General features: G+C 66.9%; 10 protein-coding genes. 5 read left to right on the top strand and 5 right to left on the bottom strand.

Annotated features, from left to right (window positions below; all coding sequences use genetic code 11):
• The first annotated feature begins 4 nt into the window (after positions 1-4).
• The gene (gene recN, locus IP86_RS07705; protein WP_054161932.1) at positions 5-1690 is read left to right on the top strand and encodes a DNA repair protein RecN; all 1686 of its coding nucleotides are present in this window, start codon (positions 5-7) and stop codon (positions 1688-1690) included.
• Between the two features lie 56 nt (positions 1691-1746).
• Positions 1747-3897 (top strand): NAD-dependent DNA ligase LigA, encoded by a 2151-nt coding sequence (gene ligA, locus IP86_RS07700; RefSeq protein ID WP_054161931.1) that lies wholly within the window; start codon positions 1747-1749, stop codon positions 3895-3897.
• 131 nt (positions 3898-4028) lie between these two features.
• Here ligA and IP86_RS07695 read toward each other — a convergent pair whose 3' ends face one another.
• From IP86_RS07695 to IP86_RS07680, 3 genes are all read right to left on the bottom strand, one after another.
• Positions 4029-5318, bottom strand: coding sequence for a multidrug effflux MFS transporter (locus IP86_RS07695; RefSeq protein WP_054161930.1), 1290 nt, complete (start codon positions 5316-5318; stop codon positions 4029-4031).
• 587 nt (positions 5319-5905) lie between these two features.
• A complete protein-coding gene (locus IP86_RS07690; RefSeq protein ID WP_054161929.1) occupies positions 5906-7735 on the bottom strand; it encodes an aminopeptidase P family protein in 1830 nt (609 codons plus the stop codon).
• Between the two features lie 385 nt (positions 7736-8120).
• On the bottom strand, positions 8121-9011 hold the full coding sequence (locus tag IP86_RS07680) for a 50S ribosomal protein L11 methyltransferase (RefSeq protein WP_054161928.1): 891 nt from the start codon (positions 9009-9011) through the stop codon (positions 8121-8123).
• Between the two features lie 342 nt (positions 9012-9353).
• On the opposite strand from IP86_RS07680, the gene IP86_RS07675 reads away from it, so the two are divergent.
• Positions 9354-9620 carry a hypothetical protein gene (locus IP86_RS07675; RefSeq protein WP_054161927.1) on the top strand — a complete coding sequence of 89 codons (267 nt, stop codon included), beginning with the start codon at positions 9354-9356 and terminating at the stop codon, positions 9618-9620.
• A 44-nt stretch (positions 9621-9664) separates the two neighbouring features.
• Here IP86_RS07675 and IP86_RS07670 read toward each other — a convergent pair whose 3' ends face one another.
• Positions 9665-11275, bottom strand: a complete 1611-nt coding sequence (locus IP86_RS07670; RefSeq protein ID WP_054161926.1) for a phytoene desaturase family protein — start codon at positions 11273-11275, stop codon at positions 9665-9667.
• Between the two features lie 329 nt (positions 11276-11604).
• Between IP86_RS07670 and IP86_RS07665 the strand changes: the two genes are divergently transcribed.
• Positions 11605-13887: a spermidine synthase gene (locus IP86_RS07665; RefSeq protein WP_054161925.1), complete on the top strand. Its 2283-nt coding sequence runs from the start codon at positions 11605-11607 to the stop codon at positions 13885-13887.
• Positions 13888-13948: 61 nt separating this feature from the next.
• Here IP86_RS07665 and IP86_RS07660 read toward each other — a convergent pair whose 3' ends face one another.
• Positions 13949-14722: a L,D-transpeptidase gene (locus IP86_RS07660; protein ID WP_054161924.1), complete on the bottom strand. Its 774-nt coding sequence runs from the start codon at positions 14720-14722 to the stop codon at positions 13949-13951.
• A 264-nt stretch (positions 14723-14986) separates the two neighbouring features.
• Here IP86_RS07660 and IP86_RS07655 point away from each other — a divergent pair, with 264 nt between their 5' ends.
• Positions 14987-15319 (top strand): hypothetical protein, encoded by a 333-nt coding sequence (locus IP86_RS07655; RefSeq protein ID WP_054161923.1) that lies wholly within the window; start codon positions 14987-14989, stop codon positions 15317-15319.
• Positions 15320-15807: the final 488 nt, after the last annotated feature.

The following is a 15807-nucleotide window of genomic DNA, read 5'->3' as shown; positions in this document are numbered from 1 at the left end:
GCACATGCTCGCCCGCCTGTCGATCCGCGATATCGTGTTGATCGAGCGGCTCGACATCGAGTTTTCCCGCGGCCTCGCGGTGCTGACCGGCGAAACCGGGGCGGGCAAATCGATTCTGCTGGATGCGTTTGCGCTGGCGCTGGGCGGCCGCGGCGAGGCCGCGCTGGTCCGCCACGGCGCCGAGCACGGCCAGGTCACCGCCACCTTCGATCTCGCCAAGGGCCATCCGGCTTTCGCGATCCTGGCAGCCAACGGCCTCGATGATCGCGACGAGGAGGATGCCGGCGAGATGATTTTGCGCCGCGTTCAGCTCGCCGACGGCCGCACCCGCGCCTTCATCAACGACCAGTCGGTCAGCGTGCAGACCCTCAAGGCGGTCGGCGCCGCGCTGGTCGAAATCCACGGCCAGCACGACGAGCGCGCGTTGGTCGATGCCGCCACCCACCGCCGCCTGCTCGATGCCTTCGCCGGGCTGGAGAAGGACGTCGCCGCGCTGGAGACGCTGTGGGAAGGCCGCCGCACCGCGCGCGCTGCGCTCGACGAGCATCGCGCCGGCATGGCGCGCGCCGCCCGCGAGGCCGACTATCTGCGCCACGCCTCTGATGAACTGAAGCAACTCGCGCCCAAGGACGGCGAGGAAACGTCGCTGGCCGAGCGCCGCACCGCCATGATGCAGGGCGAGAAGATCGCCGCCGATTTGCGCGAGGCGCAGGAAGTCGTCGGCGGCCATCATTCGCCGGTCGCCGCATTGGCCTCCGCGGTGCGCCGGCTGGAGCGCCGCGCCGGCTCTGCGCCGCAGCTGATCGAGCCGGCCGTCAAGGCGATCGACACCGCGCTCAACGCGCTGGAAGAGGCCGACCAGCATCTCAACGCCGCGCTCGCCGCCACCGATTTCGACCCGCTCGAGCTGGAGCGGATCGAGGAGCGGCTGTTTGCGCTACGCGCCGCGGCACGCAAGTATTCGACGCCGGTCGACGGGCTCGCCGCGCTGGCCGCCAAATACGCCGCCGACGTCGCGCTGATCGACGCCGGCGCCGACCGGCTGGTCGCGCTGGAGAAGGCGGCCGGCGAGGCGGACGGCCGCTACAGCGCCGCCGCGTCCAAGCTCTCCGCAGCCCGCAGCAAGGCGGCCGAGAAGCTCAACAAGGCGGTGAACGGCGAGCTCGCGCCGCTGAAGCTGGAACGCGCCAAGTTCATGACCCAGGTCGAGGCCGACGCCGCGGCCGCCGGCCCGCAGGGCATCGACCGCGTCGAGTTCTGGGTCCAGACCAATCCGGGCACGCGGCCGGGTCCGATGATGAAGGTCGCCTCGGGCGGCGAGCTGTCGCGCTTCCTGCTGGCGCTGAAGGTGGTGCTGTCCGACAAAGGCTCGGCGCCGACCCTGGTGTTCGACGAAATCGACACCGGCGTCGGCGGCGCCGTCGCGGACGCGATCGGCGGCCGCTTGGCGCGGCTGGCCTCCAAGGTCCAGGTCATGGCCGTGACCCACGCGCCGCAGGTCGCCGCCCGCGCTGACCAGCATCTGCTGATCTCCAAAGCTGCCCTCGACAAAGGCAAACGCGTCGCCACCCGCGTCGCCGCCCTGGAACAGGACCACCGCCGCGAAGAGATCGCCCGCATGCTGGCCGGCGCGGAGATTACCGCAGAAGCGAGAGCGGCGGCGGATCGTCTGATCAAGGCGGCGGGGTAGGCCGCTCACCAGAGGAGCGGGTGGCGCTTCCGAAGCCGCCATTGTATCGATCGGTCATGACCAAGCCGCCGAAACCCGCCCCGACCGACATCGCCAAGCTCACCAAGGCCAAGGCCAAGATCGAGCTGACGCGGCTGCGGCTGGAGATCGAGGGGCACAACGCCGCTTACTATCAGCACGACGCGCCGAAGATTTCCGACGCGGAGTACGACGCGTTGCGGCGGCGGCTCGAGGCGATCGAAGCGAAATTTCCCGATCTCGTCAGCGCCTCGTCGCCGACCCAGACCGTCGGCGCGGCGCCGGCGCGCGGTTTTGCCAAGGTGCAGCACGCGGTGCCGATGCTGTCGCTCGGAAATGCCTTCAGTGATGAGGAGGTCACCGAGTTCGTGGAGCGCGTGCGACGCTTCCTCAAGCTCGATGCGGTGCCGGCGATCGTCGCTGAACCGAAGATCGACGGCCTGTCGCTGTCGTTGCGTTACGAGAACGGCGAGCTGGTCCGCGCCGCCACACGCGGCGACGGCTTCACCGGCGAGGACGTCACCGCCAATGTCCGCACCATCCAGGACATTCCGAATACGCTGAAGGGCAAAGCCATTCCCGCCGCCTGCGAGTTGCGCGGCGAGGTCTACATGCTGAAGCAGGACTTCCTCGCGCTCAACAAGCGCCAGGAAGAAGCCGGCGACACCGTATTCGCCAATCCGCGCAACTCCGCCGCGGGCTCCTTGCGGCAGAAGGACGTCGCGATCACCGCATCGCGGCCGCTAAAGTTTTTCGCCTATGCGTGGGGCGAGATGAGCGACTATCCGATGCCGGAGCCGACCCAGCACAAGATGCTGCAGTGGCTGGATCACGCCGGCTTTGTGGTCAATCCCGAGATCACGCAGTGCCACAGCGTCGAGGACGCGCTGAAATTCTATCGCCGGATCGGCGAGCAGCGCGCGTCGCTGCCCTACGACATCGACGGCGTCGTCTACAAGGTCGACCGGCTCGATTATCAGGAGCGGCTCGGCTTCGTGTCGCGCAGCCCGCGCTGGGCGATCGCGCACAAGTTTGCTGCCGAGCAGGCGACCACGGTGCTGGAGAAAATCGACATCCAGGTCGGCCGCACCGGCGCGATGACGCCAGTGGCGCGGCTGCAGCCGGTGACGGTCGGCGGCGTCGTGGTGCAGAACGCGACGCTGCACAACGAGGACTACATCAAGGGCCTCGGCAACGACGGCTCGCCACTACGCGACGGCGTCGATATCCGCGAAGGCGACACCGTGGTGGTACAGCGCGCCGGCGACGTCATTCCGCAGATCGTCAATGTGGTGATGGAGAAGCGGCCGGCGTCGGCCAAGCCTTACAGCTTCCCCCACAAGTGCCCGATCTGCCATAGCCACGCCGTGCGCGAAGAGGGCGAGGCGGTGTGGCGCTGCACCGGGGCGCTGATCTGTCCGGCGCAGGCAGTGGAGCGGCTGAAACATTTCGTCTCAAGGCTCGCGTTCGATATCGATGGTCTCGGCGAGAAGCAAATCGAGCTGTTCCACGAGCGCGGCTGGGTGACGGAGCCGGCCGACATCTTCACGCTGAAGGCGCGTAATGCCGAATTGAAGATCGAGGAGCTGGAAGGCTACGGCGAAACCTCGGTGCGCAATCTGTTCGCCGCGATCGACGCGCGGCGGACGATCGAACTGCACCGGCTGATCTTCGCGCTCGGCATCCGCCATGTCGGCGAGGGCAACGCCAAGCTGCTGGCGCGGCACTATGGCACGCTCGACGCTTTCCTTGAGGCGATGCGTGCCGCCGCCGATGCGCAGACGGAGGAAGGCAACACCTCGGAGGCGTATCAGGATCTCGACAACATCGCCGGCATCGGCGACGTCGTCGCCGAGGCCGTTGTCGAGTTCTTCGCCGAAACTCGCAACCGTGCGGCGCTGGATGCGCTTCTCGCCGAACTCGCCGAGGTGCTTCCCGCCGAGAAGGTCAAGCGCGACACCGCCGTCGCCGGCAAGACCGTGGTGTTCACCGGCTCGCTGTCGAAATTCACCCGCGACGAAGCCAAGGCCGCAGCCGAGCGGCTGGGCGCCAAGGTTGCCGGCTCCGTGTCGAAGAAGACCGACTACGTGGTGGCCGGCGAAGACGCCGGCTCGAAACTGACCAAGGCCCGCGACCTCGGCGTCGCGGTGCTGACCGAAGACGAGTGGCTGGCGCTGATCGGGGGATAGCCTCTCGTCGCAGTTGCTGCGGGATGGCCGCCGCGGATGAACTCATCGAGATTCCGGGTTCGTCCGCCGCTGCGCGGCGGCCGCCCCGGAATGACTTGGGGAGGGGTGGGGCGGTCGACGAGAGCCGCGCCTCACATCACCGGTGGCTCTTCGCTTTCCGCGCGTTCGATCAGCTCTTCGCTCGGCACCAGGTTGCTGCGCGGCACCAGGAAGATCATCGAGGCGGCGCAGGCCAGTGCGAGACCAAATATTGCGATGTTGAGCGGCAGCGGCGTGGCGAAGTGGCCGCCCAGATAGGCGCCGAATTGCGAGCACAGCGAGCCGATGCCGAATTGGGTGAAGCCTATCAGGCCGGACGCGGTTCCGGCGGCCTGCGGGCGGATGCTGATCGCGCCGGCGGTGGCGTTGGCCATGACGCTGGCGATGCCGAACATGATGATCATGTGGGTCAGGAATAACCAGCTCGGCACCTGATTCCAGCCCAGCACGCCCCAGATCAGATTGAGCGCCGCGCCGCCGATCTGCATCGCGAGGCCGAACCAGATCAGCTTGTCGAGCGAGTAGCGCGGCGAGAACCGCACGCAGAACAAGTTGCCGAGCAGATAGGCGAAGCCGGAGCTGGCGAACCATGCGCCGTATTCGGCGCTGGTCCGGCCCATCTGCGTCACCACGACGTAAGGCCCGCCGCCCGCGAAGGTGAAGATGATCGCCGACGCCAGCACCTGGCACAGCACGTAACCGATGAAGGCGCGGCTGGTGAACAACGCGCCGACGTCGCCGCGAAAACTGCCGGGCGCGGTGGCCCCGCCGCGGCGCCGCGTTTCCGGCAGCGCCAGCGCGATCGCGGCCGCGACGATCACGGCGCCGGCGGTGACGACGTAGAATATCGCGCGCCAGCCGAGCGCGGTCTCGATCAGACCGCCGAACAGCGGCGACAGCATCTGCGCGATCATCATCACGGCGATGACCAGGCTGAGCATGCCGCCGACGCGCTCGCGGCTGTAGAGATCGCGGATCACCGCGCGGCTGATCACCATGCCGGACGCGCCGCCGAGCGCCTGGAAGAACCGCGCGGCGATCAGTTGCGGCAGCGTCTGGGCGAAGATGCAGCCGATGCTGGCGATCACCATCAAGGTCAGCCCGCCGAGCAGCACCGGGCGTCGGCCGAAGCGGTCCGACAGCGGCCCCATGATCAGCTGCGAGCAGCCCAGCCCGACCATGTAGAGCGATACGGTCATCTGCGCGACCGAGATGTCGCTGGCGAAATCCTGCGCGAGGATCGGCAGCGCCGGCACGAAGATATACAGCGCGATCGGCGCCGCGCCGTTCATCAGCACCAGGAGCAGCAGCAGCAATTTCGACGGCGGCCGGTCACGCAAGCTGGCGTCGATCCTGCCGTATCTGCCGACGATGCCGTGCATGAAGGGGCGGTTCCTGACGCGTGCTGCTGGGTGAAGTGTCGGTGAGCAAACGACTGTACCGTGCCGGATGAGCCCTAACAGGCCGTTTTCGGCATACGGCTATGCGGGGAGGGGGCGAGACCCATTGCGCCGCTCGCGCGGGAAGACCACCCCGTGTCCCGCACAAGGCGCATCGCGCCAGCGGTGCGCCGCAGATGCGGGACCCCGGTTTTGTCGCAAGCATGCCGCGCGATAACCGGGGCCCCGGATCAGCGCAGCAGCACTGCGTGCTGCAGCGCGTCCGGGGCACGGAGGGGTAGTACTGGAGCGGCGCCGCCGCTGAGTCGAGCTCAGCGAAAGGTCTAGCGTGCCGGGTCAGCACATCCCCGCTGTGGGATCAGGTCATGCGGGACGGCGGCGGATCCCCCGTGTCCCGCACAAAGCGCAGCGCGCCAGCGCTGCGCTGCAGATGCGGGACCCCGGTTCTTTCGACATTGCCTCCAAGAAACCGGGGCCCCGGATATGCGCAGCAGCACTGCGTGCTGCAGCGCGTCCGGGGCACGAGGGGGAGCACTGCGTCTTGCGGCGCGTCCGGGGCACGGGGAGAATTAGTGCTGCAGCGGCGCCGTCGCTTGGTCCAGCCAGAGTTGCGTCGGGCCGTCGAGATGCGGGCGCACCAGCTCGCGGACGCGGGCGTGGTAGGCGTTGAGCCAGGCGAGTTCCTTCTGGCTCAGCATCGCGAGGTCGATCAGCCGGCGGTCGATCGGTGCGAAGGTCAGGGTCTCGAAAGCGTTCATCGGCTTCTCGGCGCCTTCGACCTGTTTCTCGACGACCAGTTCGAGGTTCTCGATGCGGATGCCGAAGGCGTCGGTCTTGTAGTAGCCGGGCTCGTTGGACAGGATCATGCCGCGCTTCAGCGGCGTGGTGCCGAGCTTGGAGATCCGCGCCGGGCCTTCGTGCACCGACAGATAGGAGCCGACGCCGTGGCCGGTGCCGTGCTCGAAGTCGATGCCGGCCTGCCAGAGGAATTGCCGTGCCAGCGTGTCGAGCTGCGCGCCGGTGGTGCCGTCGGGGAAGACCGCGCGGGCGATCGCGATGTGGCCGCGCAGCACCCGGGTGAAGCGGTCGCGCATCTCGGCGGTCGGATCGCCCACCGCGATGGTGCGGGTGACGTCGGTGGTGCCGTCCTGATATTGCGCGCCGGAATCGATCAGCAACAGATCGCCGGGCTGGATGCGGCGGTTGGTCTTGCGGGTGACGCGATAATGCACGATCGCGCCGTTCGGCCCGGTGCCGGAGATGGTCGGAAACGAGACGTCCTTGAGCGCGCCGGTGTCGCGGCGAAAGCTCTCCAGCGCCTCGACCGCATCGATCTCCGTCAGCGTGCCCTTCGGCGCTTCGGCATCGATGAAGGCGAGGAAGCGCGCCAGCGCCACCGCGTCGCGCTGATGCGCCGTGCGGGTGCCGGCGATCTCGACCTCGTTCTTCACTGCCTTGAGTAGCGCCACCGGATCGGCGCCGCGCAGCGGCTTGCCGCCGGCCTCCTTGATCAGCCGGGTCAGCGCATCGGCCGCGGTGGCGCTGTCGAGTGCGATCGACGCGCCGCTCTGCGCCAACGCCTGCAGCGCCGGGGCGAGCGCCGACGGCTCGGCGACGTCGGCGGTCTGTTCGAGATGATCGCGGGCGCTGTTCGATAGTTTGCGCGCGTCGATGAACACGGTCGGGCGGCCGTCCTTCGGCACCAGCGCGTAAGAGAGGGGCAGCGGCGTATGCGAGACGTCGGCGCCGCGGATGTTGAAGGTCCAGGCCACCGCGTGCGAATCCGACAGCACCAGCGCGTCGGCCTTCAGCCGGCCGAGCTCGTCATGGATGCGGCCAAGCTTGGCGGCTTCGCTCTCGCCGGAGAATTCCGCGCCGTGAATGCTGACCGCGCCGAGCGGCGGGGCGGGGCGCTCGTGCCACACCGCGTCGATCGGATTGCTGTCGACCGCGATCAACTCCGCGCCGGCCTTGGCGCAGGCGGCCTGCAGTCGTTCGACTGCCGAAGAAGTGTGCAGCCACGGATCAAATCCGAGGCGGTCGCCTGCCTGCAGATGCGCTTCCAGCCAGCGCTCCGGCGGCGGTTCGACCAGCGACTCGATCGCCCACGCCGTGGTGTCGACCTGCTTGGCGGCCTGCAGCGTGTAGCGGCCATCGACGAACACGGCGGCTTGGCGCACCAGCACGACCGCGAGTCCTGCCGATCCTGTGAAGCCGGTGAGCCACGCGAGCCGCTCTTCGGATGGCGCAACATATTCATTCTGTTGCTGATCTGCGCGCGGCACGACGAAGCCGGTGAGCTTGCGGCGGGCCAGCTCCTCACGCAGCGCGGACAGCCGCGCGCCGAGCGCGACGCCGGCTTCGGGATCCTCGAAGGTCTGGAAGTGCGCTTCGAACATCGCTCTCTGTTTCCCTTGCTGCGTGAAACAACATGCCTGCGAAAAGCTTTGCTTATGGCATGAGTTATGCTTGATTTATCGGGCCTGCAAGCAACAGGCGCGAGTGCGCCCGCACTCAGATAACGCGTCCGGGATCAACCCGGGAGTGTCTCAACTCAACGATGAGGGGATACACATGCCAGCTTTTTCATTCGAGAAGATCGCACCGCCCGTTCGTCCGAACTCCGTCGCCCGGCCCGAGACCGACGACAAGAAGCCCCGCGGTATGATCAGCCAGATGTTGGACCGCTTGTCCGACTCGCGTGTGAAAAAGGCTCCCCCGAACCAAGGCGTCCACGTGCGGTTCCCGACCAAGCCGGCCGATTAGGCCTGCCACAGGTTTGCCTCAGAAGGTTTTCGCCAGCAGCAGGCTGCTCCAGCCTTCGATCACGATCTGCCGCAGCAGCACACAGCCGCGCGCCCGATAGGCCGCGATCACGCTCTGCGCCTGCGGCTGCAGCAGCCCCGACAGGATCACCAGCGCCGACGGCGCCAGATGCTCCGACATCGGCTGAGCCAGCGCGCGCAACGGATTGGCCAGGATGTTGGCCAGCACCAGATCGAACGGCGCATGCGCGGCGAACACCGGCGACGCGAAGCCAGTGGCCCATTCGGCGATCACCAGATTGCCGACGCCGTTGAGCCGCGCATTTTCCTTGGCCACCGCAACTGATTGACGATCGATATCGGTGGCCAACACCGGCTGGCGCAGCGCCTTGGCGGCAGCGATCGCCAGCACGCCGGTGCCGGTGCCGAGATCGAGCACGCTGCGCGGCGGCCCGGCGCGCAGCACCAGATCGAGCAGCGTCAGGCAGCCGCGCGTGGTGCCGTGATGGCCGGTGCCGAATGCGAGCGCGGCCTCGATCTCGATGCCGAGCTTGTTGGGCGGAATGCGCTCGCGGTCGTGGCTGCCGTGAACGACGAAGCGACCGGCCGGCACCGGCACGAGTCCTTCGAGGCTCGCCGCCACCCAATCCTTGGCCGCGATGGTCTCCATGGTGATTGCCTTGGCGGCATCCGCGCCGGCGGCCTGCGCCACCAGATCGCGGATCGCATCGAGATTCGGCTGCTCGCCGAAATGCAGCGCGATCTCCCAACTGCGGTCCGGCCGCTCGAACGCCGCGATCGCCATCTCCGCCTCGTCGAAGCATTCGCCGAGCAGGTCGGATACGCGCCGGGCGGTGGCCTCGTCGCCGAGGACAAAGCTGGCGCGAACGGTGGGAGCAGGATCGGGCATCGGAGTTCCGGCAGGTTCGAGGGCGCGCGTTCGAGCGCTTTATCAACACGGGATCCACAGCTTGTGCGCCGGAAAGACAGGTTTTGTCCATGACTTACGCACAGGCTTGAAGGCGTGGATTCAGCTCGCTGCGGAGCCGTTCGCGTGGTTTGCGCAGGAGTTCAAGTGATCCCTGAGTGTCCTGCGGGCTCCACTGGGCGGCCTTTTCCTGGCGGTGCGATGTGTCCCGTGAGGCACACGGTCATGTTGTGGCCTTGATCTCACGCCATTTCGTGCGCGCCGCTGCCCGTCTCCGTGAGCGACCGCAGCCATCCCCCAACCAGATCAGCCCATTGAGGTGTGATGATCAACGCCAACGACGTTCTGTTTTCGCGCGCCATCCGGCGCAAGGGTCTGGCCGCATTGACCGCGATGTCCGCCCTGCTGGCTCCGACCAGCATGCCGGCTGCCTTCGCGGCCGATCAGGCCGCTGCGCCGATCCCGGTCGATTGCGCCACCATCCGTTACCACGTGGCTGAGCACGGCAAGGCCAAGTCGATCGCCTGGGCCATCAAGAACGGCTACAGCTGGGCCCAAATCGCCGAAGCCAAACGCTGTTTGCGCGGCTGAACTCACAAGCTTTCCGCAACATATCCACAGGCTTGCGCACAGTTCTATCCACGCGCTGTGAACAGGCTGCGGTGATCGCTGAGGATGGCGGCCGCCGCGTTGTGGCCCGGGGCGCCGGTGACGCCGCCGCCGGGATGGGCACCGCTGCCACAGTGATAGAGGCCCTTCAGCGGGCCGCGATAGTCGGCATGGCCGAGCATCGGGCGCGCCGAGAACAATTGGTTCAGGCTGAGCGCGCCGTGGAAGATGTCGCCGCCGAGTAGCCCGAAGTCGCGCTCGAGATCGAGCGGCGACAGGATCTGGCGGCCGAGCACACTGGCGGCGAAGCCCGGGGCATAGCGGTCGACCGTCGCGATCATCAGGTCGGCGACCTCGTCGCGGTGCGCGTCCCAGGACGCGCCGCCCGGCAGCTGCGGGGCGACGTGCTGGCAGAACAGGCTGGCAACGTGTCGGCCGTCCGGAGCCAGCGAATCGTCCAACGTCGAGGGGATCAGCATCTCAACCACCGGCTCGCGGCTCCAGCCGTGCTGCCTGGCGTCGCTCCAGGCGCGGTCCATGTAGCCGAGGCTGGGCGCGATGATGATGCCGGCGGTGAGGTGATCGCCGGTCCCGGGCAGGGCCTTGAACGAGGGGAGGCCCGACAGCGCGACGTTCATCCGGAAAGTGCCGGAGCCGTTCTTCCAGGCCTTCATGCGCCGGCGAAAGTCATTCGGGAGCGCGTCCTTCGGCAGCAGACGCGTGTACAGCAGCTTCGGATTGAGGTTCGACGCGACGTATTTGGCCCGGATGCTGCGCCCGTCGTCGAGCGTCACCCCGACGACGCGGTCCTTTTCCACCAGCACCTCGCGGACGCCGATTGCGGTCTCGATCTCGGCGCCGGCCCCGTGGGCGGCGGCGGCCATCGCCTGGGTGATGGCGCCCATGCCGCCGATGGCGTGACCCCAGACGCCCTTTTTGCCGTTCACCTCGCCAAAGGCGTGGTGCAGCATCACGTAGGCGGATCCCGCCGCGTAGGGGCTGGCGTAATTGCCCACGATGGCGTCGAAGCCGAACAGCGCCTTGACCAGATCATGTTCGAACCGCGCGTCGAGCATCTCGCCGGCCGAGCAGGTGAACAGGTCGAGCAGCAGCCGCTGCTGCTCCAGCGTCAGCGTTCGCAGGCGGTTGGCGACGCCAAAGGCTGCCAGGCCTTCCCGGATCGCCCCGACGCCGAAGTGCTCGACCAGATTGGGCGGCGCGCGCAGAACGAATTGCCGCAGCACGTCGGCGATCTGCTCCAACTCCGCTGCGAAGCCGTCGATGCGGGCAGCGTCGCGCTTGCTGAGATGCGCCACCGATCTGGCTGTGTATCTGGCGCCGGTGAGGAAATATTGGCCGCTCGGCGTCGGCAAAAAGTTCTGCGCCCGGCGCTCGACGATGCGGAGCCCATGGTCGTGCAGCCGCAGGTCGGCGATCACCTTGGGGTTGAGCAGGCTGACGGTGTAACTGGCGACCGAGTTCCGAAAACCCGGGTGAAACTCCTGGGTGACGGCTGCCCCACCGATGACGCTGCGGCGCTCGACCACCTTCACCTTCAGCCCGGCCTGCGCCAGATAGGCGGCGCAGGTGAGCCCGTTGTGGCCGGCACCGATGATCAGCACGTCATAATCGGACATCGATGTCACCAAGGGCCAAGCATCAGCGTTCCGGACGATCGAGACGGGCGTTGCCGCGCCGGGACCGCGGACCCTCTGTCTGTCATCAAAGATTTGCCTATCGACGGCTTGTCTATCAGAGACTTGGTGGTTGCGCACCCGGGGGAGTCGGCCGGCAAGGCACAACGTCGCGGCAGCGTGATCCGAGTGGATGGCGGGGCGCGGTTCTGCAATGGTCGAGCGGAAGATCCGCCCGGCCGGAGCAGGCGAACGGAACGTTGCTTCCGCGGCGGCTACGCGTTTGAGAATGTCTGCACCGGCTTCGCCGGATCGTCCACGTTGGAGACCGCATGACCGAGCCGTTGCTCCCCGCCGCCCGCCACAATTCGGAGGCGCGCGACCGGGTGATTCTGATCGTCTACACCGCCGCGATCTTCACCAGCGCACTGCTGCTGTTCTCAGTGCAGCCTTTGTTCACCAAAATGGTGCTGCCGCGGCTCGGCGGCTCGCCGGCGGTGTGGTCGGTGGCGATGGTGTTTTTCCAGTCGCTGCTGCTCGGCGGTTACGCCTATGCGCATTACATCAGCCAGTTCCGCAACCGGGTGATCCCGATCGCGATCCACCTGCTGCTGCTGATGGCGGCCATGCTGACCCTGCCGCTGGCGATCGCCACCGGCTGGGGCACGCCGCCCGCCAGCGGCTACGCGTTCTGGCTGCTCGGCCTGTTCGCGGTGTCGATCGGCCTGCCGTTCTTCGCGTTGGCCGCCAACAATCCGCTGCTCCAGGCCTGGTTCGTCCGCACCGGTCATCCCAACGGGCCGGACCCGTATTTCCTCTATGCCTCGTCCAACATCGGCAGCTTCCTGGCTCTGCTGTCTTATCCGGTGCTGCTCGAGCCCACCTTGACGCTCCGCTCGCAGAACCTGGTGTGGACCGGCGGCTACGGCCTGCTGATCCTGCTGATCGCCGCCTGCGGCTATCTGCTGCTGCGCTCGCCGAAGATGGACATTGCTGCCGGCGCCGCCGACGACAGTGCTGCCGCGGTCGCGCCGTCCTGGATGCTCCGGTTGCGTTGGGTGTTCCTGGCCGCAGTGCCGTCCGGCCTGCTGATCGCCGTCACGGCGCATATCTCGACCGATGTCGCGGCAGCCCCGCTGCTGTGGGTGCTGCCGCTGTCACTGTATTTGCTGACGTGGGTGCTGGTGTTCCAGTCGCGGCCACTGCTGCCGCACAAATGGATGCTGGCGCTGCAGCCGCTGGCAATCGCCGTGATTGCGATCCTGCTGGCCTATACGGGCACGGCCAATCTGCTGGTGATGCTGGCCGGGCACCTGATCTCGTTCTTTGTCATCGCCATGGCGTGCCACGGCGAATTGGCGCGGACCCGGCCGGACGCGCGTCATCTCACCGGCTTCTACGTGGCGCTGTCGTTCGGCGGTATGGTCGGCGGCCTGTTCGCCGGACTGGTCGCGCCTTACAGCTTCTCCTGGATCGCCGAGTATCCGATCCTGCTGGCGCTCGCTGTTTTGTGCCGGCCGCTGGTGGTCGAGCGCGTGCCGCAATGGACGCGCTGGTACTGGGCCTTCCTGGCGGCGCTGGCGGCGGCCCTGGTCGCTCCAGCGTTTGCGTCCGGCAAGATCTACGACTGGATCAGCATCAACCGCATGCTGATCGTCGGCGACGTTGCGGCGGTGGCAGTGTTCGCCGCGCTGGTGCTGCGAGCCAGCCGGTGGAAGGTGTTCGCCACCGTGGTGCTGGCGCTGGCGTTGATCCGGCTGTACCCGTCCGACGACGGCCGGGTCGATACGGTGCGCAGCTTCTTCGGGGTGCACAAGATCCAGGTGACGTCGAACGGCCAGTATCACGTGCTGCTGCACGGCACCACCATCCACGGCGCCGAGAAGATGCAGAACGACGACGGCACACCGATCACTGACCGGCCGGAGCCGATCACCTATTACTACAAGGACGGCGGCATCGGGCAGGGGATTGCGGCAATCCGCGCCCGGAAGGGCGAGCCGCTGCGCGTTGCAGTGATCGGGCTCGGCTCGGGCTCGCTGGCCTGCGCGTCGCAGCCCGGCGAAACGTGGAAGTTCTTCGAGATCGACCAGTCGATGGTCGACACCGCACGCGACCCGAAATACTTCACCTATGTGAGCAAGTGCGCGCCGGACCTGCAGCCGGTGATGGGCGATGCGCGGCTGACTTTCGCCAACGAGCCGAACGGCACCTACGATCTGATTATTGTCGACGCCTATTCGTCGGACGCGATCCCGATTCATCTCGCCACCCGTGAGGCGATGGCGATCTACAAGTCCAAGCTGACCCCGCAGGGCGCGGTGCTGATGCATGTCTCCAACCGGCACCTCGAACTGACCAGCGTTGTGGTCGGCATTGCGACCGCCAACGGGCTGAAGAGCTGGAGCTATTCGGAGGATTCCGACCGCGACGCGGAGTATATTTTTTCGACGTCGGTGGTGATCTCCGCGCGCGAACCGGAGGATGTCGGCAGCATCGCCTCATCGCAGTTCTGGACCCTGACCGAGCCCCGTCCGCACCAGCGGGTATGGACCGACGACTATTCCAATGTGCTCGGCGCGGTGTGGCGCCGGCTGCGCGAGGGCGAGGAATAGGGAGGGGAGAAACGCGCGAGCGGTTGCACTATCGCGCGTTTCATTCGCCGGGATCGGACCGTCAGTAAGCCGAGTAGCCACCGAAGTAACCGCGCGGCTGGTAGCCTCGCGGAGCGTAGGCCGGGCGGCCGTAGCTGTCGTCATCGGAATATTGATACTGGTACTGCGGCTGATATTGCGGCTGGCCGTAGGCGCGTCGATAACCGGGCGGGGCCGGATAACGACGTCCGTCATCGCCGTCGGCGGGGTAGATGTAGCCGTCGTCGGCGACTTGCGGCCCTGCGACCCGCGGCTGCGCGGACGGAGCCAGTTCGACCGGCTCGCCCGTGCCGTCGTAAGTCGGTGCCGGTCCGCGTCGGGCCACGGCGGTGCCAGGCTTGCTCTGCAGCTTCGCCAGCGCGACACGCGACGAACCGGTCAGGGTCACGGTGGTATTGAGAACGCCGTCTTTCTCCACCAAAGCGTAGAGCGTCGCCGCATTGTCCCGCGACAGGCGCACGCAGCCGTGTGACACCGGCACGCCCAGCTTTCCGGCCGCGTCGGTGCCGTGGATGGCGTGGCCGCGCTTGGTGAAGAAGATCGCGTGCGGCATCGGCGCGTCGTCGAATTCCTTGGAGTAGTGATCCGGCTCCATTCGGAAGGTCTGGAATGATCCGTTCGGAGTCTCGTGCGACGGATTGCCAGTCGAGACCGGCCATCGGTAGCGTTCGACGCCGTCGACCGCGACTGTCATCTCCTGATTGTCTTTGTCGACGGTGATGGCGATCTTGGCCTGCGCGGAGCCGGCGGCCGCCAGCAGGATCAGAGCGGTGAGGGAAGCGAGAAACGTACGCATGAATTCCGGCCTCCTCGGCCCGGTCCTTCCAACTTGTGAGCCGTCCCCGGCGGTAATATGCGCAGCGACCATCGTCGTTTCCAGTGGCGGCTGCGTCGCGGCGAGAAAACCGCGAGCATTGTTAATTCGCTCAGGCGGCGGGCGCGGCGAAGACGACGGTGAGGCGGAAACACGGCCGAATGGAACCGAAGTTGCGACAGCGGGTTGACGCTCCGCATATCGACTCCGACGATCGCTCGGGGACAATCCGAAGGATGGATTCCAATGAAGACGACAACGAAGGCGCTTGCCCTTGATCATCGGCCGCTGAAGGCGACGCTGGCTGCGGCCGCGCTGGCGCTGGGCCTGCTTGCCATTCCTACCGCGGGTCATTCCCAGGGCATCGTTCGGGGTGCCGAGGAGGGGGCCTATCGGGGTAATCGCGCCGCCGGCCCGATTGGTGGCGCTGTGGGTGGCGCCATCGGAGCCGGCGTCGGCGGTGCTGTAGGCGCCGTGAATGGCGTGCTCGGTATCCCGAACCAGGGCCCACGCTATCGCTATCACCGGGGCCATCGTTGCCACGGTTACTATCGCCACGGCCGGTTCCGCTGCAGGTAAGAGGCGTCAGGGCGGCGTGCGGTGTGGACCGCCGTCGCCCATTGCGCATGAGGCGACCGGCTGATGATCGTGGTCCGCCGGTTGGTCCTGCGCCGCTATCCGAGGCGCGCATTGTCCGCGAGCTGAGGCCGAACCATGGTCGCAGTGGGGAGGCAATGCAGCGCCTCTGATGCGTTCGCGGCCCGGACCCGAGAAATTCGTGAAACTTTCATTTTTCCGCTTGCAGCCCCGAAAGTGAGGGGCTATACACACATCTACGCGCTGCCCGCGGGTCGGGCTTCCTCTCTTGGCTCTTCGGCCAAGGGAGAGATTGGCGCCTTTGATGCATCCTCACTTCGATGAGTGACGCAACAGCCGAGAGTTATCGGTTGGCGTTGATCATTGTCGGTGTAGGGTAGGCACCCTCCTTAGGGTGTGAGGCCTTCGTGGTCTCGGGCTGTTTGACAAGTTGAGAAGAAGAAAGAGAAACGTGGACGGCGGAGTCCTTG

The sequence above is a fragment of the Rhodopseudomonas sp. AAP120 genome (assembly GCF_001295845.1).
Lineage (GTDB): Bacteria > Pseudomonadota > Alphaproteobacteria > Rhizobiales > Xanthobacteraceae > Rhodopseudomonas.
This window is presented reverse-complemented; position numbering and strand designations above follow the sequence as displayed.

Bases quoted from the DNA above. Each gene is read 5' to 3' on its own strand.
- ligA (WP_054161931.1), top strand. From the start codon at position 1,747: ATGACCAAGCCGCCGAAACCCGCCCCGACCGACATCGCCAAGCTCACC.
- IP86_RS07680 (WP_054161928.1), bottom strand. From the start codon at position 9,011: ATGCCCGATCCTGCTCCCACCGTTCGCGCCAGCTTTGTCCTCGGCGAC.
- IP86_RS07675 (WP_054161927.1), top strand. From the start codon at position 9,354: ATGATCAACGCCAACGACGTTCTGTTTTCGCGCGCCATCCGGCGCAAG.
- IP86_RS07660 (WP_054161924.1), bottom strand. From the start codon at position 14,722: ATGCGTACGTTTCTCGCTTCCCTCACCGCTCTGATCCTGCTGGCGGCC.
- IP86_RS07695 (WP_054161930.1), bottom strand. From the start codon at position 5,318: ATGCACGGCATCGTCGGCAGATACGGCAGGATCGACGCCAGCTTGCGT.
- IP86_RS07665 (WP_054161925.1), top strand. From the start codon at position 11,605: ATGACCGAGCCGTTGCTCCCCGCCGCCCGCCACAATTCGGAGGCGCGC.
- recN (WP_054161932.1), top strand. From the start codon at position 5: ATGCTCGCCCGCCTGTCGATCCGCGATATCGTGTTGATCGAGCGGCTC.
- IP86_RS07655 (WP_054161923.1), top strand. From the start codon at position 14,987: ATGAAGACGACAACGAAGGCGCTTGCCCTTGATCATCGGCCGCTGAAG.
- IP86_RS07670 (WP_054161926.1), bottom strand. From the start codon at position 11,275: ATGTCCGATTATGACGTGCTGATCATCGGTGCCGGCCACAACGGGCTC.
- IP86_RS07690 (WP_054161929.1), bottom strand. From the start codon at position 7,735: ATGTTCGAAGCGCACTTCCAGACCTTCGAGGATCCCGAAGCCGGCGTC.